General features: G+C 70.3%; 20 protein-coding genes. 10 read left to right on the top strand and 10 right to left on the bottom strand.

Translation table 11 applies throughout. The features are described 5' to 3' along the window. Positions 1-15: 15 nt before the first annotated feature. Complete coding sequence (locus FRAEUI1C_RS20155; protein ID WP_013425181.1) at positions 16-1164, top strand: thiolase family protein; 1149 nt, start codon at positions 16-18, stop codon at positions 1162-1164. Positions 1165-1272: 108 nt separating this feature from the next. Continuing rightward, positions 1273-2727 (top strand): aldehyde dehydrogenase family protein, encoded by a 1455-nt coding sequence (locus tag FRAEUI1C_RS20150; RefSeq protein WP_013425180.1) that lies wholly within the window; start codon positions 1273-1275, stop codon positions 2725-2727. A gap of 13 nt (positions 2728-2740) precedes the next feature. On the opposite strand, the gene FRAEUI1C_RS20145 is transcribed toward FRAEUI1C_RS20150, so the two are convergent. The 3 genes from FRAEUI1C_RS20145 to FRAEUI1C_RS20135 all read right to left on the bottom strand — a co-directional run bounded on the left by FRAEUI1C_RS20145 (position 2741) and on the right by FRAEUI1C_RS20135 (position 6916). Beyond that, a complete protein-coding gene (locus FRAEUI1C_RS20145; RefSeq protein ID WP_013425179.1) occupies positions 2741-4756 on the bottom strand; it encodes a molybdopterin-containing oxidoreductase family protein in 2016 nt (671 codons plus the stop codon). Between the two features lie 193 nt (positions 4757-4949). Further along, on the bottom strand, positions 4950-5531 hold the full coding sequence (locus tag FRAEUI1C_RS20140) for a TetR/AcrR family transcriptional regulator (protein ID WP_013425178.1): 582 nt from the start codon (positions 5529-5531) through the stop codon (positions 4950-4952). A gap of 224 nt (positions 5532-5755) precedes the next feature. After that, positions 5756-6916: a CLIPPER-2 domain-containing protein gene (locus FRAEUI1C_RS20135; protein WP_232425061.1), complete on the bottom strand. Its 1161-nt coding sequence runs from the start codon at positions 6914-6916 to the stop codon at positions 5756-5758. 688 nt (positions 6917-7604) lie between these two features. Between FRAEUI1C_RS20135 and FRAEUI1C_RS20130 the strand changes: the two genes are divergently transcribed. Then, the gene (locus FRAEUI1C_RS20130) at positions 7605-7976 is read left to right on the top strand and encodes a hypothetical protein (RefSeq protein WP_157734991.1); all 372 of its coding nucleotides are present in this window, start codon (positions 7605-7607) and stop codon (positions 7974-7976) included. 152 nt (positions 7977-8128) lie between these two features. Here the strand turns inward: FRAEUI1C_RS20130 and FRAEUI1C_RS39665 are convergent, their stop codons facing one another. Continuing rightward, on the bottom strand, positions 8129-8758 hold the full coding sequence (locus FRAEUI1C_RS39665; protein ID WP_013425175.1) for a hypothetical protein: 630 nt from the start codon (positions 8756-8758) through the stop codon (positions 8129-8131). A 540-nt stretch (positions 8759-9298) separates the two neighbouring features. Between FRAEUI1C_RS39665 and FRAEUI1C_RS20120 the strand changes: the two genes are divergently transcribed. The 5 genes from FRAEUI1C_RS20120 (at position 9299) to FRAEUI1C_RS20100 (ending at position 12916) form a co-directional block, all read left to right on the top strand. Then, positions 9299-9961 carry an alpha-ketoglutarate-dependent dioxygenase AlkB gene (locus FRAEUI1C_RS20120; protein WP_013425174.1) on the top strand — a complete coding sequence of 221 codons (663 nt, stop codon included), beginning with the start codon at positions 9299-9301 and terminating at the stop codon, positions 9959-9961. A 38-nt stretch (positions 9962-9999) separates the two neighbouring features. Next, on the top strand, positions 10000-10662 hold the full coding sequence (locus FRAEUI1C_RS20115) for a TetR/AcrR family transcriptional regulator (protein WP_013425173.1): 663 nt from the start codon (positions 10000-10002) through the stop codon (positions 10660-10662). Between the two features lie 61 nt (positions 10663-10723). After that, positions 10724-11545 carry an isocitrate lyase/PEP mutase family protein gene (locus FRAEUI1C_RS20110; RefSeq protein WP_013425172.1) on the top strand — a complete coding sequence of 274 codons (822 nt, stop codon included), beginning with the start codon at positions 10724-10726 and terminating at the stop codon, positions 11543-11545. 64 nt (positions 11546-11609) lie between these two features. Further along, entirely contained in the window at positions 11610-12413 is an 804-nt protein-coding gene (locus FRAEUI1C_RS20105; RefSeq protein ID WP_041259545.1) for an AraC family transcriptional regulator, read from the top strand. 71 nt (positions 12414-12484) lie between these two features. Further along, complete coding sequence (locus FRAEUI1C_RS20100; RefSeq protein WP_013425170.1) at positions 12485-12916, top strand: DUF2000 domain-containing protein; 432 nt, start codon at positions 12485-12487, stop codon at positions 12914-12916. An 18-nt stretch (positions 12917-12934) separates the two neighbouring features. On the opposite strand, the gene FRAEUI1C_RS20095 is transcribed toward FRAEUI1C_RS20100, so the two are convergent. The 4 genes from FRAEUI1C_RS20095 to FRAEUI1C_RS20080 form a co-directional block, all read right to left on the bottom strand. Continuing rightward, positions 12935-14131 carry an ABC transporter ATP-binding protein gene (locus FRAEUI1C_RS20095; protein ID WP_013425169.1) on the bottom strand — a complete coding sequence of 399 codons (1197 nt, stop codon included), beginning with the start codon at positions 14129-14131 and terminating at the stop codon, positions 12935-12937. Positions 14132-14141: 10 nt separating this feature from the next. Further along, positions 14142-15029 carry a carbohydrate ABC transporter permease gene (locus tag FRAEUI1C_RS20090; RefSeq protein ID WP_013425168.1) on the bottom strand — a complete coding sequence of 296 codons (888 nt, stop codon included), beginning with the start codon at positions 15027-15029 and terminating at the stop codon, positions 14142-14144. After that, complete coding sequence (locus FRAEUI1C_RS20085) at positions 15029-15862, bottom strand: carbohydrate ABC transporter permease (protein ID WP_232425533.1); 834 nt, start codon at positions 15860-15862, stop codon at positions 15029-15031. The genes FRAEUI1C_RS20090 and FRAEUI1C_RS20085 overlap by 1 nt, the downstream gene beginning before the upstream one ends. A 194-nt stretch (positions 15863-16056) precedes the next feature. Beyond that, entirely contained in the window at positions 16057-17439 is a 1383-nt protein-coding gene (locus FRAEUI1C_RS20080) for an ABC transporter substrate-binding protein (RefSeq protein WP_013425166.1), read from the bottom strand. Positions 17440-17922: 483 nt separating this feature from the next. Here FRAEUI1C_RS20080 and FRAEUI1C_RS20075 point away from each other — a divergent pair, with 483 nt between their 5' ends. Next, positions 17923-19926, top strand: coding sequence for a phosphatidylglycerol lysyltransferase domain-containing protein (locus FRAEUI1C_RS20075; RefSeq protein ID WP_013425165.1), 2004 nt, complete (start codon positions 17923-17925; stop codon positions 19924-19926). 48 nt (positions 19927-19974) lie between these two features. After that, positions 19975-21156, top strand: coding sequence for a fatty acid desaturase family protein (locus FRAEUI1C_RS20070; protein ID WP_013425164.1), 1182 nt, complete (start codon positions 19975-19977; stop codon positions 21154-21156). Positions 21157-21235: 79 nt separating this feature from the next. Here the strand turns inward: FRAEUI1C_RS20070 and FRAEUI1C_RS20065 are convergent, their stop codons facing one another. Both FRAEUI1C_RS20065 and FRAEUI1C_RS20060 read right to left on the bottom strand, forming a co-directional pair. Next, positions 21236-22498, bottom strand: a complete 1263-nt coding sequence (locus FRAEUI1C_RS20065) for an amidohydrolase family protein (protein ID WP_013425163.1) — start codon at positions 22496-22498, stop codon at positions 21236-21238. A 332-nt stretch (positions 22499-22830) separates the two neighbouring features. Next, a complete protein-coding gene (locus tag FRAEUI1C_RS20060) occupies positions 22831-23814 on the bottom strand; it encodes an NAD-dependent epimerase/dehydratase family protein (RefSeq protein ID WP_013425162.1) in 984 nt (327 codons plus the stop codon). Between the last annotated feature and the right edge of the window lie 43 nt (positions 23815-23857).

Below are 23857 nucleotides of genomic sequence, written 5' to 3'. Positions count from 1 at the left end.
GAAGTGAGTCTTGGCATGGACGATGTGGCGATCATCGGTGTTGGTCGGACCTCGTTCGGCCGGTTCCCGGGCCAGACCGCCATCCAGCTCGGCGCCCAGGCGGTGCGGGCCGCGCTCGCGGACGCCGGCCTGGAGTGGAAGCAGATCCAGTTCGGGTTCGCGGGCAGTTTCGAGGTCGACAACCCCGACTCGGTCATCAACTTCCTCGGGCTCACCGGGATCCCGATCACGGGCGTGTACAACGGGTGCGCGACCGCGGCGAGCGCGCTGACCCAGGCGGCGAACACGATCCGGCTGGGTGAATACGAGCTGGGCATCGCGATCGGGATGGACAAACATCCCACCGGGGCGTTCGCCTCCTACTCGGAAGGAATGGGCCTCCCCGCCTGGTACGGGGAAACCGGACTGTTCCTGACGCCCAAGTTCTTCGCGATGAAGATCCAACGGTATATGCACGACCACGGAATCTCGCCGCGGACGTTGGCGAAGGTCGCGGCGAAGAACTACCGCAACGGATCGATCACGCCCAAGGCGTTCCGGCGGACACCGATGAGCGAGGAGAAGATCCTCACCTCGCGGATGGTCAACGATCCCCTGACGCAGTACATGTTCTGCTCGCCCGACGAAGGAGCCGCGGCAGTGATCCTGTGCAGGGCCTCCGCCGTGCGCAGGTACACCGCGAACAGCCCGGTTCACCTGCGCGCCTCGGTGGTGCGGACCCGCCAGTTCGGCGCGTTCGAGGTGCACAGCCCGTGGCTGCCGCTGGACCGGGCCGACGCGCCGACGGTCACGGCGTCGAACGCCGCCTACGAGCTGGCCGGGATCGGCCCGCGCGACGTCGATGTCGCGCAGCTGCAGGACACCGATGCCGGGGCCGAGGTCATTCACCTGGCCGAGAACGGGCTGTGCGAGGACGGCGAGCAGGAACGGCTCGTCGCCGAGGGCGCGACCGAGATCGGCGGCAGCCTCCCGGTCAACACCGACGGCGGCCTCATCGCCAACGGCGAGCCGATCGGCGCCTCGGGCCTGCGCCAGGTCTACGAGCTGACCCAGCAGCTGCGCGGCACCGCCGGCGACCGCCAGGTCCCCGGCAGCCCCCACGTCGGCTACGCCCAGCTCTACGGCGCCCCCGGCACCGCCGGCGTCGCGATTCTCTCGACCTGACCGATCAACAATGACGCCCCGATTCGCCTGACCGGCAGCATGTAGGCAGGCGGGCGAATACCTCGCGCGGGGCTGACCGACGCGTAAAGCCTGAAGGAATGGTGACGGATGTCCCTGCAATCGGTGCTCGACAAGGTCAGTGAGGTTCCCGGGGCCGGTGAGCTGATTCCGGTCATCAACCCGGCGACCGAGGAGCAGATCACCGAGTTCCGCGACGGCGGGGCGGCCGCGGTCGACGAGGCCGTGGCTCGCGCGCGGGCGTCGTTCCGGTCGGGTGTGTGGCGGAACCTGCCCGGCCGGGAGCGGGCGCGGATTCTCTGGAAGGTCGCGGACCTGATCGAGGCGCGCGGCTCGGAGCTTGTTCAGCTGGACTCGCTGAACAACGGGATGCCGTTCCGGTCGGGCGAGGGCATCCTGCCCAGCGCCGCCGAGCTGTTCCGCTACTACGCCGGCTGGTGCACCAAGGTCGAAGGCACCTCGTTCGACATCCAGATGACCGCCGGAATCACCGGGCGGCAGGCTGACCTGCACGGCTACACCCTCAAGGAGCCCATCGGCGTCGTCGGGATGATCTTCCCGTGGAACGGGCCGCTGTTCAACGCGTGCATCAAGCTCGCGCCCGCGCTGGCGGCCGGGTGCAGCTGCGTGATCAAGCCGGCGGAGGAGACGCCGCTGACGGCCTTCGTGCTCGACCAGATCCTGCGTGACGCCGGCGTCCCCGAGGGCGTGGTCAACCTGGTGTTCGGCTACGGCCACACCGCGGGCGCCGCCCTGGCCGCGCACCCCGACGTCGACAAGGTCGCGTTCACCGGCTCCACCGAGGTCGGGAAGCTGATCGTGCAGGCGGCCTCGGGCAACCTGAAGAAGGTCAGCCTGGAGCTCGGCGGCAAGTCACCCGTTCTGATCTTCGACGACGCGGCGATGAGGTCGGCCACCGTCTCGGCCGCGATGGGAATCTTCTCGGGCTCCGGCCAGGGCTGCGTCTGCGGCTCGCGGATCTTCGTCCAGCGCGGCGTCTTCGACCAGGTCGTCGAGGGCATCGCCGCCGTCGCGGACAAGCTGCGCCTCGGCGGCCCCACCGACGACGGCGCCCAGCTCGGCCCGCTCATCAGCAAGAAGCAGCTCACCCGGGTGATGGGCTACGTGGATGAGGGCAAGCAGGAAGGCGTCCAGGTCGTCACCGGTGGCAACCGGCTGGACCGCAAGGGCTACTTCGTCCACCCGACCGTGCTGACCAACGTCTCCACCGACGCGCGGCTCTACCGCGAGGAGATCTTCGGCCCGGTCGTCACCGTCCTGCCGTTCGAGGACGAGGACGAGGCCGTCGCCCTGGCCAACGACACCACCTACGGCCTCGCCGGCGCCGTCTACACCCAGAACGTCCGCCGCGCCCACCGCGTCGCCCGGCGCATCGAGGCGGGCACCATCACCCTGAACTGCCAGCTCGTCTACGACCACCAGATGCCCTTCGGCGGCTACAAGCAGTCCGGCTGGGGCCGCGAGTACGCCAGAGACGGCATCGAGATGTACCTGGAGACCAAGTCCGTCTACAGCCAGCTCTGAGCGGGCCGTCCGGTCAGGCCGGGTGGATGGTGACGGGTATGCCGCCGTAGCGGACCATGCCGGTCACGAGGTCGAGGTCGTCCTTGCAGGTCAGGCGGTTGACGTTCGCCGACTGGTGGCCGTGCGGCACCGACACGACGCCGCGCCGCAGGGTGGCGTCGAGCCGGGCGGTCCCGGTGATGGCGCCGCTGGCGGAGCGGACGGTGACCGGCTGGCTGTCGGCCACCCCGGCGCCCGCCGCGTCGTCCGGGTGCAGCAGGATCTCCGGGACGGCGCCGAGATGGTCGAGCTGCGAGTTCAGCCGGCGCTTCTGCCGCCGTGGCGTGAAGACGAGCGACTCGACCGGCTCGAGGGCCGCCAGCTGGTCGACCAGCAGCCGGGGCGCGAGCCGCCAGCCACCCATCCGCTCGACGTGCGCGTCGACCCACGGCGCGGGCACCTCGTGGGGAACCTCGATCCAGTGCTCGACGGCGATGTCCGCGAACGGGCGGCGGGCCCGGGCCGTGATGCGGGCGAGCATGGTCTCGTCGGTGACCTCGGCCGACGTGGTGTCGGCCAGCTGGTGGCCCAGCCGACGGCCGATCTCCGCGAGCACCCACCAGACCGATCGGCGGTCCCCGACCGGTTCGACGGCCGCCGGGGTGTGCTGCGCCGCGACGCGCGGCAGCAGCGCGTCCCAGAGGGTGATGTCCGCGCGCTCCAGCTGGTCCTTCGTCGGCAGGACATGGGTGGACAGCGCGGTCGTCTCGTTGTCGATGATCTCGATCGTGGCGAACAGCTCCAGGTCGCGCAGCGCCGGGACGAGCCGTTCGGTGTCGGGGAAGGCCGTGACGAGGTGACCGCCGAGGTTGAGCACCGCGCGGATGTTCCCCGCGTTGATCTCGTCGGCGAGCACCGCGCAGGGCCACTCGCCGAGGAAGGACTGGGTCTCCGGGCGGCTGCGCGGTCCGGGCCCGAACGATCCTTCGGCCGGCGAGATGGGGAGCACGGCCTTTTCCAGCTGGTGGCCGAACCCGGGATGGAACCAGGCGCCGCCGGGTTGGTTCATGGAACCGGTGATGGCCATGAGGGCCCAGGCGAGCCACTGGGTGACGTTGGCGCTTGAGGCCATCGTGACGCCCGTGCCGGTCTCGACCGCGATGCGGCCGGCCCGGCGCACGGCGTCGAGAAGATCCCGCAGATCGTCGGGGGAGACGTCGGCGGTCTGGGCGGCGCGTTCCAGGGTGAACGGCTCGACGGCGGCGGCCAGTACGGTGCTGTCCTGGGTGCTGCGGGCGATCACCTCGCGGTCCGCGCCGTCACGCAGGATCTCGCGGACCAGGTAGGCGAGGATCGCGTAGTCCGCGCCCGGCCGAGCGGCCAGATGCCGGCTGGCCAGGCGGGCGGTCTCGGTGTGGCGAGGGTCGATGACCCACACCTCGGCCCGTTCGCGCAACGCCCGCAGGGTGCCGGTGGGGTTCGGCATCGCGACGGTGTGCCCGTGGGACACGACCGGGTTGCTGCCGACGAACAGGACGAAGGTGGCGTTGTCGTAGTCGGGCCGGCCGCTGAGGGCGGGGGATCCGCCCACGAGGTCCGAGATCAGTGCCTTGGCCGTGCCGTCGATCGTCAACGGGCTGAACTTCGCCGGGGTGCCGATCGCGGCGTGCAGCCGCTGGGCCATCCGGTAGCCGGCGGCGTCCATGCCGATGCCGCTGCCGAAGAAGACCCCGACCGCCTGCGGGCCGTGGCGGTCGATGATGTCCCGTAACCGGGTCCCCAGGTCGTCCAGGCAGGCGTCCCAGCTGGTCGGGCGTAACTCGCCGTCGACCTTCAGCAACGGGCGCTCGATCCGGTTCGGGTGGTGGTGCATCTGCGGCAGAGAGCGGCCCTTCGGGCAGGTGTAGCCCCGCGACAGTGGATGGTCGCGGTCGCCCCGGACCTTGACCACCTCGTCCCCGTCCGTCTCGACGAGAATTCCGCACACCGAGGTGCAGATCCGGCAGAAGCTACGAATCGTGCGAGTGCCGCTGGCCGCGGTGTCGTCCATGGCTGCCTCCGATCGCGAACCTCGGCCGGTCCGGTGGCGCCTTGACGATCGTCACGGCCGGACCTTGACGATCGTCTAGGTACGACGGCGATGTCAAACGAAGCCGACGAGGCAATCGATCAGGAAGGGCTGCGTCCGGCCCTGCCAGGCGTCAACCGCCGGACGCCGGCCGGGCCGCTGTGCTCCGCGCGGGTCAGGCTCGGGTGCGTGGAGCCCGTAGTCCCAGCAGGCGGCGCGCAAGCTCCAGCAGATATTCGCGAAGCTCGTCCTTGTCGAGCTCGGCCAGCCGCGGATCGGTCGTCGCCGCCATCAGGCCGCCGCCCACCATGACCGCGGCGACCGTCGCCCTGGCATCCGGGTCCGGTCCCGCCAGCAGCCGGTCAAGCCTGCCCGTCAGGTCACGCAGGATCGGATCCTCGTGGGCAAGACGGCTCACCGCGGGGTCAGCCAGGACGACGGCGTTCAGCCGGCTGTTCTTGATGACCAGCTCCACGATGCCCGACAGCGCCGTCGCCACCTGGCCGGACCGGCGCGGCTGGGCCTCCGCCGCCTCGACCAGCAGGCGCAGCTCCTCGATCGCCGGAGCGACGAGCGCCCGGAGCAGGCCCTCCTTGGCGTTGAACTGGAAGTACACCGCCGCCTTGGTCACGCCCAGCTCGTCGGCGATCATCTGGATCGAGGTACCGCTCACGCCGTGCCGCGCGAACAGCTCCAACGCGACCGCCAGCACACGATCCCGTGCTGGGCCGACCCGTTGGGCCCGCTGAACCGTCACGAACCCGATGCCCCCACCAACCGGCCTGGCAGGACTGACCACCAGCCCAACCGGCCGAACACTATCTCCTGACCCTGCTGGCCCATTCGGCAGAGCCGGTGTGGTGGTCGGCGATAGGTCCACCTAGGGGTGAAGACCGCGATCGAGGCCGGACGCGTCACCCCGACCTCGGGGTCGCGCCTGCTGACGGCGCGGCCCCGCGGTCGTCTGCTCCTCCCGCCAGGTCAGCGTCCTAGCGGGAACGGGTAGGGCAGGGGCAGGAAGATGGGCCGGCCCTGGTTGGGCGGCGTCACGGATCCGCCGGCGAACGCGGTCGCCGTCGCGGGCCCGGCGGTCACCGGCGTGGGCGGCCCCGTGAGCGTGGTGCCGGAGACGGTGGCGCTGTTGGTGATCGAGCCGGCCCTGACGTCCGCCGCGGTGGCGATGTAGGTCGCGGAGCAGGTCCACGAGTCGGAGATGTAGATGTCGAGGACCGGGCAGTCGTTCGGTGCGAGCCCGGGCAGGGTGTCGGTCACCGTGACCTTGGCCAGAGGGGTGTTGCCGGCGTTCGCGTAGGTGTAGGTGAAGCGCAGCCTGGTGCCGGCGGTGTAGGTGGCCGGGCTGACGGTCTTCGTGATGCTGAGCCACGGCTGCGGTCCGTAGATCGTCCACGTCGCCGTGTTGGACGTGATCGTCGCCGTGTCCGGCGCGACTGCCGACGCGGTGGCGGTGTCCGTGATGTGACCGGCGGCGACGTCCGCGGCGGTGGGCGTGTAGGCGGCGAAGCAGGGGATCAGCTCGCCGGGCGCGACCGTCGTCCCCTGGCAGCGCAGCCCGGTGAGCCCCGGCTGTGGGTCGTGCACCGCGATGCCGGTGAGCGTCACGTTGCCGGTGTTCTCGACCCCGTAGAGGTAGGGGATGGCCCTGCCCGCCTCGTAGGTCCCCACCAGGTAGTTGTTCTTGATCAGCGCCAGTGCCGGCGCGGCGCGGGCCGGGACGGTCGCGGACACCGGCGCCGAGGTCACCACCGTGCCCGTGGGCGGCAGTCCGGTCGCGGTCGCCGTGTTCGTCACCCCGCCGGCCGCCACGTCCGCCGCGGTGGTGGTGTGCGCGTCGAAGCAGTCGGTCGCCTGGCCGGGGCCGAGGGTGCGCTGGACGCAGTTGACGCCCTGGCTCGACACGGAGTTGCGCACGGTGACCTCGGTCAGGGTCTGACCGCCCGTGTTGGTGATCGTGTAATGGAAGAACACCCGGATCCCGGCGGAGGCGAACGACACCGCGAGGGGGCTCATCGTCAGCGAGATCGACGGCCCCGGTGCGGCGGGCGGGGCGGGCGGGGCCGCCGCGGCAGCGCTGGGAGACCCGGCACCCAGCGCGCCGGCGCAGGCCGCCGCGGCGAGCAGCACGGCGGCTCCCCGTCTTCTCGCCGCGAGCGACCGACCGCCGGGCGAGGTCCCGTGGCCAGGACGATCCGAAGGACTGCGGGTTGACATCGTGGCGCGCTCCTCGCGCTCGTCGGCGAGCGCTCCCGCCGGGACGGACAGATCCAGCCCCTGTGCCGACGGACTGTTCCCGTCGCCCCTGGCGCGCCAGGCAGAGAGCCGACCGAATGGTTGCACAGAGTGACCATCGTCCACGGGAGGGTCAGGCGATGTGTCCTGGCCGATCTGGCGCCTCACGCGGTTGGGTCGCGGAGTGCGGCCGCGCTGACCGGCCGCGTCCTGTGCGCCCTCGACCGGCCCGCCGGGCGGGCGAGTAGAACCCCGGCACGCGGCCACCCCGGCGCTCGGCCGAGGACAGCCGTCGCCTCGTTCTGCCACGACTCTGGCGAGGAGCACCCACAAGCCGCCGATGTCCGTCGCCACGCTCCATAGACCGTCGCCGCCACGAATCGACGGTCAAGACTGGTAACACTGGCTGCGAGGGGCGGATACAGGTTCCGCCCATGGCCGGCACGACGAGAAGAACTGAACGGCGTTCCGAGCGGCATGCGTGCCGATTACCTGCCGGACATGTGCGGCCGGGCTCGGACCGGCCTGTGTGTTCACTCCGTTTCGGCACCTGAGAAAGGAACCCGGCTTGAAATCTATGCGCGTGAAGGCCGCTTTCGTGTCGGCCCTGTTCGGCGTTCTCGCTGCGGCGGGCGCCGTGACGGCCGCTCCTGCCAGTGCGGCCTCGTCCGGTTGGGACTACATCTCACTGCCGACGTGGCTGGGCAACTGCCCGGGAGGGGGATCCGTTCAGTATCTCCAGGTGATGGTGGGAGATACCTGGTCCGGCGGTGACGCGGGCGACGACCTCGTCTATGCCAAGGTCGTTATCGGCCAGAACCAGACGGTCGTCGCCGAGGGCCTGTGTTACAAGGGGACTCAGAGCTACTGGGGGCCCGCGTCGTCGCAGACGATCCATCCGACCCGGTCGGGCCAGACGTGGTGGGTCGGGCCCGCCGGGGTCTCACACAACTGAGCGACGCAGCTTCCGGCGGACGACTCCCAGCCTCACCAGGTAAGCCTCGGGAGTTGTCCGCCGGTTCTGCCTGTCAGCTCGACCGAGGGCGATCGAGGGGACTTGTACACGATGGAGCCGCACAGAAGCGTCCCGCCGGCTGTCTGTCTGGCCTAGGATTCCGCCGGTCCGTTCGCGAGGTCTACGAGCTGCGAACTCGACAGGCTCAGGAGAAGCCGTTTCTCCTCAAGAGATCTCTGCCGGTCAAAATAGGACCATACTGCTGGGCGCTCCTCCGGGCGGACAGTCGTTTCCATCGTCGCCGCCAGCTGAATGACGAGGTCCTTGTCCAGTCGGTGAACGAACGAGTCGAGCAGTCTCCCGAGTTCGGGATCGGGATTCGCGCGCACGACCCACGCGCGCACCTGGTCGCGAAGGGCGGTAGCGCCCGCGACCAATTCGCCATACCAGTCTTCGTGTTGGGCTTCCCGAAACCAGAGGCGTGGACCGGTCTCGACCGAGGGCGCAAGCGCGACGGCGACGTGGCTAACCGCGATCACGTTCAGGCTGAGCACTCCCTCGCGCAGGTACAGGTCTGCGTATTCTGGGCTGATGAGAGCCGGATTCAGCCCCTCGGTCGGTCGCGGTGAGCGGCGGTAGCGCAGGGTGAGTGGCTGTCCGGTTGGTGAAAGTCCAGCTGGACTGAGATGGCTTCCCTGCATCATCTCCTCGAGAGCCACGATGGCTTCATGGTGTGCGAATGTCAGCTCGGGATCGTCGGGCAACGAACCTCGCAGCGCCATTCCACCGGAGCTCCGCGCCGCGTCCAAGTGAAGTGCGTGTCCCTTCTTGGTGCCAGGATGTGGATCATGGGGAGATTCCCCGAAGAAGACATAATGCCCTCGGAGCAGCCGTGGCTCCCGTTCCCCGTCGTGAGGATTCGGAACCCCGCTGCTGCGCCGACGACGCGCTCCAGCCAATGTGTCCCGCGGGTCGCGGCGCCGATCGAACGGGTCCGCGGATCTCCGGAAATCGGCCGCACCCCGGCGCCTCGTTGAGTCGGCCCCCGCTGGCCACGTTCGGATCATCTCATCCCTCGGCTCCGACGACGCTGGCGCCCGGCACCGGAGCAGATCGCCGCGGCAGAGATGGCCGCGGACGCGAGGACGCGCCCGGATGCCAGGACCGCCGTCCAGTTGTGGACCTTCTAGTCCACTCTCCGACTGGAGTCGCTGGGGTCGCGCCGCCAGGTTGTCGTCTATTGTGCGAGTTTTGACGCGCATCATGCTCGCTACTCGGTCGGCTCCCTTGACTCAATGCGGACTAGATGGTCCACTAAGTTGATGGTCGAGGGGGAGGGGCTGATCGGGATGAGCGTGCTGACCGACCTGGGCGCGACGCAGCTGGACGCCTTCGACGCCGCGCCGTTCGGCTGGGACGATCGGTTCCCGACGGCGCGGCGGGTGGCGCTCGACGGGTCGTCCTGGGTGGAGTTCGTGCCCGGCTGGCTGACCGGCGGCGAGGAGCTGTTCGGCCTGCTGCGCCGGGAGGCCGCCTGGGAACAGCGCGAACGCTGGATGATCAACCGGCGGGTCACCGAGCCGCGGCTGACCGCGCAGTACCCCGAGGTCTCCGCCGCGCCGGCGGCGCTGCGTGAGATCGCGGCCGCGCTCGCGCGGCGGTACGGCGTCACCTACGACGGGCTGTGGATCAACCAGTACCGCGACCACCGGGACAGCACCAGCTGGCACGCGGACTGGCCGTCCTGCAAGCGGGAGACCTGCGTCGTGCCGGTCCTCAGCCTGGGTGCGCCGCGCCGGTTCCTGATCCGCCCGCGGGCGGGGGGCGCGAGCGCCCGGTTTACCCCCGGTTCCGGCGACCTGATCGTCATGGGCGGCCGAGCGCAGCAGGACTGGCTGCACATGGTGCCCAAGCAGGCCCGGCCCGCCGGTCCCCGGATCAGCGTCAACTTCACCAGCCGCGACCAGGCCCGGCTCGACGGCTGAGCATCGCCCATGCCACCGCACCAGACCGGAGGACCAACATGACAGCCGCGGCGAACGAGGCCAGCCCGACGATCGCCGTCGAGGCCCCGGGCTCCTCGCCGCGGCTCACCACCCGTGGCCTGCGGACGCGTGCCCGGATCGTGCAGTCGGCGGCGGAGCTGTTCTACCTGCGAGGGGTCAACGCGACGACGCTGGACGACGTCCGGCTTGCCAGCAGCACCAGCAAGTCGCAGCTGTACAAGTACTTTCCCGACAAGCGGGCGCTGATCCACGCGGTGATCGAGGTTCAGTCCGCGTTCGTGCTCGACCGCGAGGAGCAGCGCCTGCGCGGCGTGCGCAGCCTGGCCGGCCTGCGCCGCTGGCGCGACGCCCTGGTGCAGGCCAACTCCCTGCAGAACGGTTCCCACGGCTGCGCGCTCGGGTGTATGTCCATCGAGCTCTCCGACACCGACGAACTGTCGCGCGCGGCGCTCTTCAGCACCTTCGCGGCCTGGGAAGCGCTGATCGCCGGCGCTCTCACGCGGCTGCGCGACCTGGGCGTCCTGTCCGAGACCGCCGATCCCGGGAAGCTCGCCACGGGTGTCTTCGCCGCCGTGCAAGGCGGCTACCTGCTGGCCCAGAACGCCCACGACTCCACACCGATGGCCGTCGCCCTGGACATGGCGCTCGCCTACGTCGAGTCGTTCACCGTGACCACCTGATCCGGCGCGTCGCCGCGTAGATGCCACCACTTCTCCCGTCCCGACGAGTAAGGACGTGACCATGCCCGGTTCCGAGATCTACGAGCACTTCCTGGCCCTGCACACCCGCACCGGCGGGCTCGTCATGCCCAACGCCTGGGACGGGCTGTCCGCCCTGATGCTGGCCGACGCGGGATTCGAGGCCATCGGGACGTCGTCGGCCGCGCTGGCCGCCACCCTCGGCCGCCTCGATGGGCGGCACGCCGTCAGCCGCCAGGAGCACCTCGACCACGCCGCCCTGCTCGCCCGGCTCACCGGTCTGCCGATCAACGGCGACTTCGAGGACGGCTACGGCGAGACGGCCCAGGACGTCGCCGCGACCGTCGAGGCCGCCGTCGACGCCGGGCTCGCCGGCATCGGCATCGAGGACACGTCCGGCGACCCGCGGCGGCCCCTTCGCCCCTTCGACGAGGCCGTCGACCGGGTGCGCCACGCCGTCGCCGCCGCCCGGGGCCGGATCGTGGTCACCGGCCGGACCGACAACTTCCTCCAGAGCCGGCCCGACTTGGACGACACGCTGCGTCGGCTGACCGCGTTCGCGGAAGCCGGCGCGGACGTCCTCTACGCGCCCTTCCCGCCCGATCTGGCCGCCGTCACCGCCATCGTCCAGGCCGTCGCGCCCAAACCCGTCAACGTCGTCGTCTCTCCGGTCGACAGGACCCTGTCGGTGGCCGAGCTCCAGCAAGCCGGTGTGCGGCGAATCAGCCTGGGCGTCTCCCTGTACGCGCACACCATGGGCGCCCTCCAGCAGGCAGCGGCCGCCCTCGCCGCCGGCGACCTCGCGACGGCGACCACGGGCCCCAGCTTCGGCCGGTTGGCCCGTCTCCTCGCGCCCAAGGCCTAGCCAGGGGAGATCGAGGCGTGGTCTGGCGAGCCACGGCGTGGGACCGGCGCGGCAGACTGGAGCCGTGGCGGACCCAGGGCGAGTGCACGCGTGGCGGCCCGGGGTGGCCGGGGTGGCCGAGGTTCTGCACGCCGAGTGGCGCGACCACGCGTACCCGGCCCATACGCACGACACCTGGACGCTGCTGATCGTCGACGACGGGCTGATCGGCTACGAGCTGGAGCGCAACGGTCATGCCGCGCCGCGGACCGGCGTCACCCTGCTGCCCCCGCACGTGCCGCACGACGGGCGTCCGATCACCGCTCATGGATTCCGCAAGCGCGTGATCTACCTCGACGAGCAGGTGCTCGACCCCCGTCTGATCGGCGTGGCGGTGGACGGACCGCTGATCGACGACCCTGGGCTGCGTCGCCAGGTGTCACGGTTGGACCAGGCGCTGACCCGTGGTGACGACGTCGAGGCGGAGTCCCGCCTCGCGCTGGTGACCGACCGGCTCGCCTGGCACCTCACCGGCCGGCCACCCGGGAAGCCGCTGCCGCCGGTCGCCCTGGTCGCGCGGCGGGCCCGGGAGCTTCTCGACGCCGATCCGGTCGCCGCGCCCGGCATCGGGGCCGCCGCCGACCGGATCGGCGTCAGCACCGCCCATCTGGTGCGCTCGTTCACCCGCTGCTACGGCATCCCGCCGCATCGCTACCTGATCGGCAGGCGACTCGATCTCGCCCGCCACCGGCTGCTCGCCGGCGAGGCCGCCGCGACGGTGGCGACCGCGACCGGCTTCTACGACCAGGCGCACCTCACCCGCCACTTCAGGCGCCTGCTCGCCACGACCCCCGGTGCCTACCAGCGCGGCCGCCCGACCGCGGCCTGACCGGGATCGCGGCCCGAGCGGGATCAACCACGTACAAGCCAGGCGACCGACCCGGGCCCGACCATGGCAGGGTGCCAGACGATCCACTGACCCCGCCGTTCTCGACCAAGATCGCTGTTCTCGTGCGCGACGACCTCGCGTCCTGGCAGCGACTCAACGTCACCGCGTTCCTCGTCAGCGGCCTCACCGCCGCCCATCCCGAACTCGTCGGCGACGCCTACCAGGACGCGGACGGCCGCAAGTACCTGAGCCTGCTCGGCGTGCCGATCCTCGTGTTCGAAGGCAGCGCCGCCACCCTCCGGGCCGCCCGAAGCCGCGCGCTCCTGCGTGACCTCCCGTTGGCCATCTACACCCGGGACATGTTCGGCACCGGCCATGACGCCGCCAACCGCGCGACCGTGGCCACCGTCGCCGGCGAGGCCCTGGACCTCGTCGGCCTCGCGCTGCACGGGCCCAAGAACGCCGTCGACAAGATCCTCAAAGGCAGCCACCTGCACCCGTGAGGCACGGACCCGGTCGGGTCAGCCGGTGGCCGGGGCGTCCAGGTTGCGGCCGGTCTCCGGGTCGAACAGGTGCAGCCGGGCCGTGTCCAGCCACAGCTCCACGTTCTCGCCCTCCCGGATCCGGCTGTCCGCGTCGAGCCGGGCGACGACCTGTTCGGCCCTGCTGGACAGGTCGACGGTGCCGGCGTCATGGGCCAGCTCGTCGAGGTCGGCGACCTGGGCGCGGCCACCCGCCAGCGTGAAGTAGGCGTAGATGTCCGAGCCGAGCCGCTCCAGCACGTCCACCGTGACCGTGGTCCGCAGTCCAGGCCGGTCCCGCACCGACTCCAGCGCGGCGTCCTCGAAGTGCTCGGGCCGCAGGCCGACGATCAGCGACCGGCCGCCGGCGCCGCCCCCGGCCCAGCTCTCCAGCAGCCGCCGCTGCCGGTCGTCCGGGGCGATCGTCCCGAACGGGGTGCGCAGCTCGCCCGACTCGACGGTGGCCGGCACGAAGTTCATCGCCGGCGAGCCGATGAAACCGGCCACGAAGACGGTCGCCGGCCGGCCGTACAACTCGGCCGGCGTCCCGGCCTGCTGGATCCGCCCGGACCGCATCACCGCCACCCGGTCGCCGAGCGTCATCGCCTCGGTCTGGTCGTGGGTGACGTAGACCGTCGTGGTGCCGAGCCGGTTCTGGAGCCGGGACACCTCGATGCGCATCTGGACCCGCAGCTTGGCGTCCAGGTTGGACAGCGGCTCGTCCATCAGGAACGCCTTCGGGGAACGGACGATCGCCCGGCCCATCGCGACGCGCTGCCGCTGACCACCGGACAGCTGGGCCGGCTTGCGGTCGAGGTGCTCGGTGAGGTCGAGCACCTGGGCGGCCTCCTCGACCCTCCGGTTGATCTCGTCCTTCGGACGTTTCGCCAGTGCCAGCGCGAAGCCCATGTTCTTCCGCACCGACATGTGCGGGTACAGCGCGTAGCTCTGGAACACCATCGCGATGTCGCGGTCCTTCGGCGCCAGGTCGTTGACGACCTTCCCGCCGATCCGCAGCTCGCCGGAGGTGATGTCCTCCAGGCCGGCGATCATGTTCAGGGTGGTGGACTTCCCGCAGCCCGACGGTCCGACGAAGATGACGAACTCGCCGTCCGCGATGGAGAGGCTCGCGTCGTCCACGGCGAGCTGGCCGTCCGGATACCGCTTGGTGACGTGGTCGAGAACGATGTCCGCCATGGCGCCGGCCCTATCCCTTCACCGCGCCGGAGGTCAGCCCGGCGACTATCCGACGTTGGAACAACAGCACGAAGATGATGATCGGGATCGTGATGACGACGGCCGCCGCCGCGATCGAGCCGATCGGCTGGGCGAACTGCGACGCCCCGGTGAAGAACGCGATGGCCGCCGGGACGGTCCTGGAGCGCTCCGTCGACGTCAGGGAGATCGAGAAGAGGAAGTCGTTCCAGCAGAAGATGAACACCAGGATGGCGGTGGTCACCATGCCGGGCGCGGCCAGCGGGGCGATGACCCGCAGAAACGCCTGAAGCGGGGTGGCGCCGTCGACCTGCGCGGCCTTCTCCAGGTCCCAGGGGATCTCCCGGAAGAACGCCGACAACGTGTAGATGGCGAGCGGCAGCGAGAACGTCAGGTACGGGATGATGAGCCCGACCCACGTGTCGAAGATGCCGATCTGCCGCCAGACGTTGAACAGCGGGCTGACGAGCGAGACCTGGGGGAACATGGCGATCAGCAGGGCCAGCCCGACGAGCAGCCGTTTACCGGGAAACTCGAGCCGGGCGATCGCGTAGGCGGCCATCGAGCCGAGTGCCACCGCGAGCACGGTCGAGATGAGCGCGATCCCGAGGCTGTTCAGCAGCGCCCTCGTGAACAGCGACTCGGTGAAGATCCCTCGATAGTTCTCGAGGGTCCAGGTGCGCGGTATGAAATGGCCGTCCGTGATCGTGGACGGAGCCTTGAACGACAGCGAGACCAGCCAGAGCATCGGCACCAGCGAGATCGCGATGATGACGAGGTTCGCGACGGACCAGCCGAGCAGCGCGGTGCCGTTCCGCGACGGCCGCCGGTAACGGACGGCGGCGGAACCTGCCCCGGGGGCGGTGGCGATGGTGGCCATCAGCGGCGGCCCTCCGTCCCGGGCGCGGCCGCGCCGAAGCCCTTGATGAAGACGAACGCGACGAGAGCCACGACGAGGAAGATCAGGACCGACAACGACGAACCGACGCCGAGATTCAGCGCGGTGAACAGGTTGTCGTAGCCCAGAATCGACACGGAACGGGTGTCGTACGCGCCGGCGGTCAGCACGTAGATGCTGTCGAAGATGCGGAACGAGTCCAGCACCCGGAACAGCACCGCGACCAGGATCGCCGGCTTCATCAGCGGCAGCATCACCCGGGTGAGGCGCTGCCAGGCCGTCGCCCCGTCGACCTTCGCCGCCCGCAGCAGCTCCTCCGGGACCAGCGCCAGCCCGGCCAGCAGGAGCAGCGCCATGAACGGCGTCGTCTTCCACACCTCGGCCAGGATGATGACGCCGATGCCCCAGACCTGCGAGGTCAGCGGGGCCGAGTCGCCGAACAGGCCGGACAGGTAGCCGGTGTCCGGTGTCCAGGCGTACCGCCAGCCGAACGCGGCTACCACGGTCACGATCCCGTACGGGATGAGGATCACCGTCCGCACCAGCCCGCGGCCGATCAGCGCCCGGTGCATCACCAGCGCGAGCGCCATCCCCAGCACGAACTGGATCGCCACTGCGATCACCGTGATGATCGCGGTGACCGCGAGTGCCTGCCACCACAGCGACGACCCCAGCACCGTCCCGTAGTTGGCCAGCCCGATGAACCTGGAATCCTGGGGGAACCGCAGGTCATAGCGGTGCAGCGACAGGTAGACCGCGTACCCGACCGGGTAGCCGGTCACCGCCAGGATGACGAGGAACGCCGGCGCGCACAGGGCCCAACCGAGCCGGCGCTCGGCCCGGGCCCCCGCCGAGAGCGGCGCCTTCCGGCGCCCGGCTGGCGTCTCTGGCCTGCTTGACGTCTCTGGCGCCCTTGGCGTCGCCGGCCTGTCTGGTGTCGCTGGCCCGCTGGATGGCTCCGGCTTCGGGTCGGACGGGGGCCGCGCGTCGTGTTCCGCTCCGCTCGCGCTCACGGCACCAGCCCCTTCGACTCGATCGCGTCGGAGATCGCCCCGCGCAGCGCCGCGAGCCGCCCGAGGCTCGCCGAGGACGGCGGCGACAAGGTGTGGGCGATCTGCAGCGACACGCTCTGGTAGGCCGGTGTCCGCGGCCGCACGCTGGCGTTCTGCAGCGCCTCGTAGATGGCCGGGGCGAACGGGTAGCCCGCGGCGATGAACTTCTGGTCGGTGTAGAGCGCCCCGATGGTCGGCGGGAGCCCACCGTCGATGGCGTCACGGATCTGGTTGTCCCGGTTGGTCAGGCAGGTGATCGCCGCGGCGGCCGCGGTCTTGTGCCGGCTGTACGCGCTGATCGCGAGGTTGTAGCCGCCGATCGTGCTGTGCGAATGCTGCCCGGGGACCAGCGTCGGCCACTGGGTCCAGCCGATCTGCTCGGCCAGCCGCGGGTTGTTCTGCTTGGCCGACGGATAGATGAACGGGTAGTTGAGCTGGAAGGCGGCCGAGCCGGTCTCGAACGCCAGCCGGTTGTCGTCCTCCCGCTGGTTGGACCAGGACGGGTCGGCGGCCGGCGAGTGCGCCAGCGCCCGGATCGCTTCGACGGCCTTGTCCGCCGGCGGCCCGAGCACCACCTCGGTCCCGTCCTTGGTGAGGATCTGGCCGCCGGCCGAGGCCACCAGCGAGTTGAACAGAACGGTGTAGCCCTCGTACTGGGCGCCCTGCACCTCGACGTAATGCGGCTTGTTCTCCGTGGCGAGTTGGCGGGCGTCGGCCAGCATCTCGTCCCAGGTCTTCGGCGGCCGCGGGACCAGGTCCTTGCGGTACCAGAGGAGCTGGGCATTGGTGTTCAGCGGCACGGCATAGAGCTGGTTGTCCCAGGTGCCGGTCTGCACCGAGACCGGCAGCATTCCGGCGGTCATCCGCTTCGCGTCCGTCGCCGGGACGGGCTCGATCCAGCGGGCCTCGGCGAACTCGGCGGTCCAGGTCACGTCCAACGCGAGGATGTCCATCGAGGAGTCCCCGGCGGCGAGCCGGCGCACCAGTTGCTGGCGCTGACCGTCGGAATCGTTCGGCAGGACGTTGATGCCGATCGTGTACTGACCGTGCGACGCGGCCGAGCAGTCCGCCGCGGCCTTCGCGAACGACCCGGACGACTCGTTGTAGACGTACCAGGTCAGCGCGGCCGGGCCGTGGCCACCGCCTCCGTGGCCGGAGCCGCAACCGGCCAGGGCCGCTCCCGCGGCGAATACCAGCGCTCCCAGAAGGCTCGCCGTGGACAGGCTGTTTCTTCTCGGCGGCCTGCCGCCCCTGCCGGATCCGGCTGCCCCCGAGCGTGGACCGAGATGTCGACGGCGTCCGCGAAATCCCCCGGGCGGGCCGAACTGTCGGACTCTCATGGGCCGTGCCTCACCACCCCATGTCGCGCTGCCAAGGACGACACGTGGGCACGAGACGGTGACGGCCGGGCGATGACCAGCCCGCCACCTCCATCCAGGCCACGTCGCCTCGAGGTGTGCGTCCACCGGCCGGACGACCGGTGACGGCACCGCGATTCCCCGGGGCAAGTGGATGTAAACCAGCCGTCACGGGACTATTTCGGACAGTGTCGTCTCGTTAACAATGTGTATATCGCGGGGATGGAGTGCGCCGCCGAAAGGGCCGGGGATGTCGGCCTGGCACCGGCCGGCGGGGCACCCGGCGTCAGGCTGCGAGTCGGGATCAGACCTCTCCGGCGTCGCCGCTCCCCGCCCGCCGGCCGGACACCTCAGCCCCCGGACATGGCTGCTCCCCAGGAGGCGGCTCGGGCCGCGCCCTTCGTGGCCGGGTCTATGGTCGTGACGACCTAGGGCGCAAGCCACGAGCCCACCGGAGACTGCACGATGGATGCGTCCAACGACAACGAGGCCGCGGGCGGGCCCCAGCAGGTGACTCGTCCCGGCCAGGCGCGGCGGGACCGGCGCCCGTCCGACAGGCCTGCCCGCGCCGCGGCGGGCGGTCCGCCGCGGCGAGCGGCGGAGCCGACGACCGGCGGACGCCTGCCGCGAGGCCCGAAGGGCGGCGTGGCGGGGCCTGGGCCTGCCGGCGGCGGGGTGCTGCCTCGGCTGCCCGCCTGGCGCCTGCCCTGGGTTCCGCGGGTCGTCGCGTTGTTGACGTTGACCATCGGCGTGATCGACATCGTCTTCGCGGTCACCCCGGAGTGGCGCTCCCAGCTGGCGGATCTCCGGGAGGTGCTGCCCGGGTCGGTGTCGCGGCAGGCGGCGGCGTTCACCGTCCTGGTCGGGATGCTGCTGGTGCTGCTCGCGCGCGGTCTGCGTCGCCGCAAACAGCGGGCCTGGCGGGCGGTCGCGATCCTGCTGGGCGCGAGCGTCGTGCTGCACCTCGTGGACGGACTGGACTACGAGGAGGCTGCCGGATCGGCCGCGCTGTTCGGAGTTCTGCTGGTGACCCGACGGGAGTTCCAGGCCAAGGGCGACCCGACGACGCGTTGGCGCGCGCTCGGCGTCGGCGTGACGCTCACCGTCATCTCCGTCGGTATCGGGTTGCTGCTCCTGCACGCCCGGTCGAATCACATCGCCGGTCCGCACCCCCTGTCCGCCGAGCTCGAACAGATCCTCGGGGGTCTCGTCGGGATCCCGGGACCGCTGCGTTACACCTCGGACTGGTTCGGCGACCTCGCGACCCGGGTGCTCCTGGCCATGGGTGGGCTCACCGTCGTGACGACCGGCTACCTGGCGCTACGGCCACCCCAGCCGCGTCCTCGCCTGACCGACGAGGACGAGATGCGGGTACGTGATCTGCTCGATCGGCACGGCGACGCCGATTCGCTGGGGTACTTCGCGCTGCGCCGCGACAAGTCGGTGATCTGGTCGCCCACCGGTAAGGCCGGTGTCGCGTTCCGGGTGGTCTCCGGCGTCATGCTGGCCAGCGGCGACCCACTGGGGGACTCGGAGGCCTGGCCGGCGGCGATCAAGGAGTTCCTTCGCGAGGCGGCTGACCATGCCTGGACGCCGGCGGTGATCGGCTGCTCGCAGGCTGGTGCCGTCGTCTGGAAACGCACCGGCCTGTCCGTCCTGGAACTCGGCGACGAGGCGGTCATCGACACCGCCAGCTTCACCCTGCAGGGCCGGTCGATGCGCAACGTCCGCCAGGCGACAGGCCGGGTGGAACGTGCCGGCTACACCGCGCTGGCCCGCCGGATGCGCGACATACCGCCGGACGAGGCCGAGCAGCTCACGCGGAAGGCCGCGGCGTGGCGGGGGGCCGAGACGGAACGAGGCTTCTCGATGGCCCTCGGGCGGCTCGGCGACACCGCCGACGGCGACTGCGTGGCCGTGACGGCGTTGCGCGCCGACCCGGACGGTGGGGAACCTCAGCCACGCGCGCTGCTGCACTTCGTGCCCTGGGGCCACACGGGCCTGTCGCTGGACGCCATGCTCCGAGACCGGTCTGCGGACAACGGCCTGAACGAGTTCCTCATCGTCCACACGCTCTGCCACGCCGCCGACCTGGGTGTCACCAAGGTCTCGCTGAACTTCGCGTTCCTGCGGTCGGCGCTCGAACACGGCGAACGGCTCGGCGCGGGGCCGTTCATCCGCGGCTGGCGGGGGCTGCTCCTCTTCCTGTCCCGCTGGTTCCAGATCGACAGCCTCTACCGGTTCAACGCCAAGTTCCAGCCAGTCTGGCAGCCCCGCTACATCTGCTACCCCGCGAGCACCGACCTGCCCCGCATCGCGCTGGCCATGCTCGAAGCCGAGGCGTTCCTGGTCTGGCCCAGCTGGCGACACCCACTGACCAGACTCGCCGCCGCGGCGCGCCGCCACCTGCCGCGCCGGCCCGCCACCGCTGGCGACACCCCGCCTGGAGTCGGCCCACCTCTCGCGTGACCTCTGGCGGCCGGCCCATCCCCCGGTTTGTAGTAGCGTGTAGTAGACATGGTGACTGATCCGCAACGACCTGTCCCGCGCCGCGGCCGGCTGGGCGCCTTCAACGGCGCCGGGTCCCACGCTGGCCGGGGTGCGCTCGGGATGACCGCGGCGGACGTCGAGGAACTCGGCCGCGAGCTCGACCAGATAAGGACCCGGGTGCTGGCCAGCCTCGGGGAGGACGACTCCCGTTACATCCGGCGGGTGATCGGCGTTCAGCGTCTCCTGGAGGCCTGCGGCCGGGCGACGTTGTTCGCCTCCGCCCTGCCACCCGCCTGGCTCGCGGGCACGATGATGCTCGCGACGGCCAAGATCCTGGAGAACATGGAGATCGGCCACAACGTGCTGCACGGCCAGTGGGACTGGATGGGCGATCCGGCGATCCGCTCCACCGCCTGGGAGTCGGATTCCGTGTCGCCGTCGGACCAGTGGCGGCGGGCCCACAACTATCGCCACCACACGTTCACCAACGTCGAGGGCGAGGACCGGGATCTCGGTTTCGGCATCCTGCGGATGACGCCGGCCCAGCGGTGGCGCCCGATACACCTCGCCCAGCCGCTGTACAACCTCGGACTCGCGATCACGTTCGAATGGGGAATCGCGATCTTCGATCTGGAGCTCGATCGGTTCTGGTCAGGGGACAGGAGCTGGCGGGAAACCCGGGCCGATCTCGGTGCGACACTCCGCAAGGTCAGGCGGCAGGTACTCAAGGACTACGTGCTGTTCCCGGCGCTCGCCGGGCCCGTGTTCCTGCCCGTGCTGGCCGCCAACCTCACGGCGAACCTGGCACGCAATCTCTGGGCCCACACCATCATCTTCTGCGGGCACTTTCCGGACGGCACCGAGACGTTCACGGCGGAGGACCTCGACGGCGAGACCCGCGGGCAGTGGTACCTGCGTCAGCTACGGGGCTCCGCGAACATCGAGGGCTCCCCGCTCTTTCACATCCTCAGCGGCAACCTGAGCCACCAGATCGAGCACCACCTGTTCCCCGACCTCCCCAGCAACAGGTACGCCCAGATAGCCCCACAGGTGCGCGCCCTGTGTGAACGATTCGGCATCCCCTACACCACGGGGTCACTCTCACGCCAGACCGCCGAGGTATGGCGGAGGATTCTGCGGCTTTCCCTACCCCGACCGTCCAGAACTCCGGCACCCGCACGCCCTGGCCAACTCGTCGGTAGCCCCTGAGCCTGGCCCGGCCGGGCGCGCTGCCGCACGCCCAGCCGAGCACCGACCCAGAACCCGCCTTATGAGCGGGCCCGTCGAGTCAGGCGGCGATGACCTTCTCGGTGGGGTCGCACTTCATGAGCTTGGACAGGTTCCCGCCCATGATCTTGGCCTTGTCGCCCTCGGAAAGGGAGTCGTCGAGCTCCTCGACGAAGGAGGTCGGGTCGGCCATGCCCTCGGGATGCGGGTAGTCCGAACCGAAGACGACGTTGTCGACACCGATCGCGTTGACGATCGCCATCACGTCCTCCTCGAAGAACGGGTGGACGACGATCGAACGGTGCAGCGCGACGATCGGGTCCTCGTCCCAGCTCCCCGGGTCGACCGCGTAGACCTTCTTGAACTGCTTGATGGCCGTCGGCACCCACTGGCTGCCGTTCTCGACCGGCATGAACCGGATGTCCGGGAACCGGGTCGCCAGACCATGACCGATGATCGAGTAGATGGCGTCACGAATGCTGCGGTACTCGCTGCTGACAAGCTCGGTGAACTTGTTCCGCCCGGCGAAGGGCTTCATCTCGTCGGTGATGCCGTTCCACTCGTTCGTGTGACGGGTGTAGCCGTCGTCGGAGGAGTGCATCCCGACCAGGATGCCGGACTCCTGCACCCGGGCCCAGAACGGGTCGAACTCCGGCAGCGCGAAGGACCGGCGCCGCGCTCCGAAGTCGGGCACGGTCGCCGGCCGGATCAGTACCGCCCGGGCGCCGCGCTCCACGACGTAGTCGAGCTCCCTGATCGCCTCGTCGACGATCGACAGGTTGATGACCGGCGTGGCGAAGATCCGGTTCTCGAAGTTGTAGGTCCAGTGCTCGTGCATCCACTCGTTCAGGGCGTGGACCACGACCGCGGTCGCCTTCGGGTCGTCGGCCAGGCGTTCCTCGAGCAGGCTGGCCAGCGTCGGCCACATCATGGCCCGGTCGACCTTCTGCTCGTCCATCAGCTGCAGCCGGGCGGCGGGGTCGAAGAACGACGACGGTGACTCGATGTAGCGCGGCGGCATTCCTGCCACCCGCTCGGCGATCTGCTCGTTCTTCGACTTGCCGAGCGTGAAGCCGGTCCCGATCGTGTGCTTGGAAGACGGGTTCTTGAGGCGGAACTCGATTTCCTGCGCACCGGGCGGGGCGACCTTGTTGAAGGTCGGGTTGGGGATGTACTCGCTGATGACGTTCCGCAGCGCGATCTTCGTCCGGCCGTTGACCTGAACGTACTTGACCAGGTTCTCGTACTCCGCCGGGAGATACTTCGTGAACGCGTCCGTCGTCTCGTACATGTGGTTGTCGGCGTCAAATACCGGGTAGCTCAAGTATGTAGGAATGGGAAGCTGCCCTCCTCGTAGAGTGGATCATCGCGGCGCGGGCCGCCTGAAGATCAGGAGCCCGAGCCCGTCCAACGCGTCTGCGGCGACCTTCGCTCGTGGACAGATGATCCACAGCTGACACGTGGTCCAGCGCGAGGGCCGCCCGCCATGCAGCCAGCCGATCAGCTGACGCCACTGTTACATATTGGCCTCGCGCTGAGCGCAGGTGCAAGGAGTGCACTGCGCGTTCATCTCGGCTGACCTGCAGGTCGGACGGACTGGCCGGTGGCCTGGCCGGCTGACGGGGGAGCGGCTCGCCTCCCCGGACCGCGGCTCGGTCAGCCGGTCTGGGCCAGGAGGCCGAGCTCGCGCAGGCTCTCGGCCGTGTCGACGATCGTCGCCTCGACGGGGCGCGGCCGCCAGCCGAGCTCGGTGCGCGCGCGGTCGTTGTGGATGATCGGCTGAGGCAGCTCGGCGCCGGGTGCCTCCTCGGTCGGCACGGCTTCGGCCAGCGACCCGAGGCGTGCGCGCAGGGTCTGTGCCACCGTCAGATAGCTGATCGTCGGCCCGTCGGCGACGGCCAGGAAGCGCCGGCCGGCGGCGTTCGGCGCGGCCATCGCCCGCAGGTGCAGGTCGGCGACGTCCCGGACGTCGGCGAGGCCGAACCGGGCGCGGGGCGCGACCGGCATCGTGCCGTCGATCATCGCCTTGATCAGCTGCGTGGACGAGCGCAGGTCCGAGGTGAGGGTCGGGCCCAGGATGAACGTCGGGTTGATGGTGACCAGCTCCGTGTCGCCACCCTCACGTGCCATGAAGTCCCAGGCGGCCCGTTCGGCGATCGTCTTGGACCGTGGGTAGGGCGCGAGGCCGGGCGTGTCGGGGTCGGTCCAGTCGTCCTCGGTGAACTCGGCGCCGGGCTTGGGCGTGTAGCCGACCGCGGCGAACGACGACGTCAGCACGACGCGGCGGGCGCCCGCGTCGCGCGCGGCCCGCAGGACCCGCAGCACGCCATCGCGGGCGGGCACGATCAGGTCGTCCGGGTTCTCCGGCTGGACGTAGGGCAGCGGGCTGGCGACGTGGTAGATCTCGACGCTGCCGGTCATCGCCCTGGCCCACCCGTCGTCCGCGGTCAGGTCCGTGGCCACCAGCTCCAGGCCGCCGTCGTCCGCGCCGCCGCGGCGCACGGCCGCGCGCAGCCCGTCCGCGCGTTCCAGCGAGCGCACCGTGGCGCGCACGGGAGTTCCGGCACGCAACATCGCGGCGATCAGCTGGGTGCCCACATACCCGGACCCACCGGTGACCAGGGCCAGATCGGTTGTCATGGTGTTCCTTCCGTCGTGTTGCTGCTCCAGCCGAGCCTGCGGG

The organism is Pseudofrankia inefficax (genome assembly GCF_000166135.1).
GTDB classification, from domain to species: Bacteria; Actinomycetota; Actinomycetes; order Frankiales; family Frankiaceae; genus Pseudofrankia; species Pseudofrankia inefficax.
Note: the sequence above shows the minus strand (reverse complement) of the source record. Positions and strands in the feature narration are given on the sequence as shown.

Coding starts and splice junctions, on each gene's coding strand:
- FRAEUI1C_RS20090 (WP_013425168.1), bottom strand. CDS start 15,029: ATGGCCACCATCGCCACCGCCCCCGGGGCAGGTTCCGCCGCCGTCCGT.
- FRAEUI1C_RS20095 (WP_013425169.1), bottom strand. CDS start 14,131: ATGGCGGACATCGTTCTCGACCACGTCACCAAGCGGTATCCGGACGGC.
- FRAEUI1C_RS20115 (WP_013425173.1), top strand. CDS start 10,000: ATGACAGCCGCGGCGAACGAGGCCAGCCCGACGATCGCCGTCGAGGCC.
- FRAEUI1C_RS20150 (WP_013425180.1), top strand. CDS start 1,273: ATGTCCCTGCAATCGGTGCTCGACAAGGTCAGTGAGGTTCCCGGGGCC.
- FRAEUI1C_RS20080 (WP_013425166.1), bottom strand. CDS start 17,439: ATGAGAGTCCGACAGTTCGGCCCGCCCGGGGGATTTCGCGGACGCCGT.
- FRAEUI1C_RS20110 (WP_013425172.1), top strand. CDS start 10,724: ATGCCCGGTTCCGAGATCTACGAGCACTTCCTGGCCCTGCACACCCGC.
- FRAEUI1C_RS20060 (WP_013425162.1), bottom strand. CDS start 23,814: ATGACAACCGATCTGGCCCTGGTCACCGGTGGGTCCGGGTATGTGGGC.
- FRAEUI1C_RS20145 (WP_013425179.1), bottom strand. CDS start 4,756: ATGGACGACACCGCGGCCAGCGGCACTCGCACGATTCGTAGCTTCTGC.
- FRAEUI1C_RS20120 (WP_013425174.1), top strand. CDS start 9,299: ATGGTCGAGGGGGAGGGGCTGATCGGGATGAGCGTGCTGACCGACCTG.
- FRAEUI1C_RS39665 (WP_013425175.1), bottom strand. CDS start 8,758: ATGGCGCTGCGAGGTTCGTTGCCCGACGATCCCGAGCTGACATTCGCA.
- FRAEUI1C_RS20155 (WP_013425181.1), top strand. CDS start 16: ATGGACGATGTGGCGATCATCGGTGTTGGTCGGACCTCGTTCGGCCGG.
- FRAEUI1C_RS20075 (WP_013425165.1), top strand. CDS start 17,923: ATGGATGCGTCCAACGACAACGAGGCCGCGGGCGGGCCCCAGCAGGTG.
- FRAEUI1C_RS20070 (WP_013425164.1), top strand. CDS start 19,975: ATGGTGACTGATCCGCAACGACCTGTCCCGCGCCGCGGCCGGCTGGGC.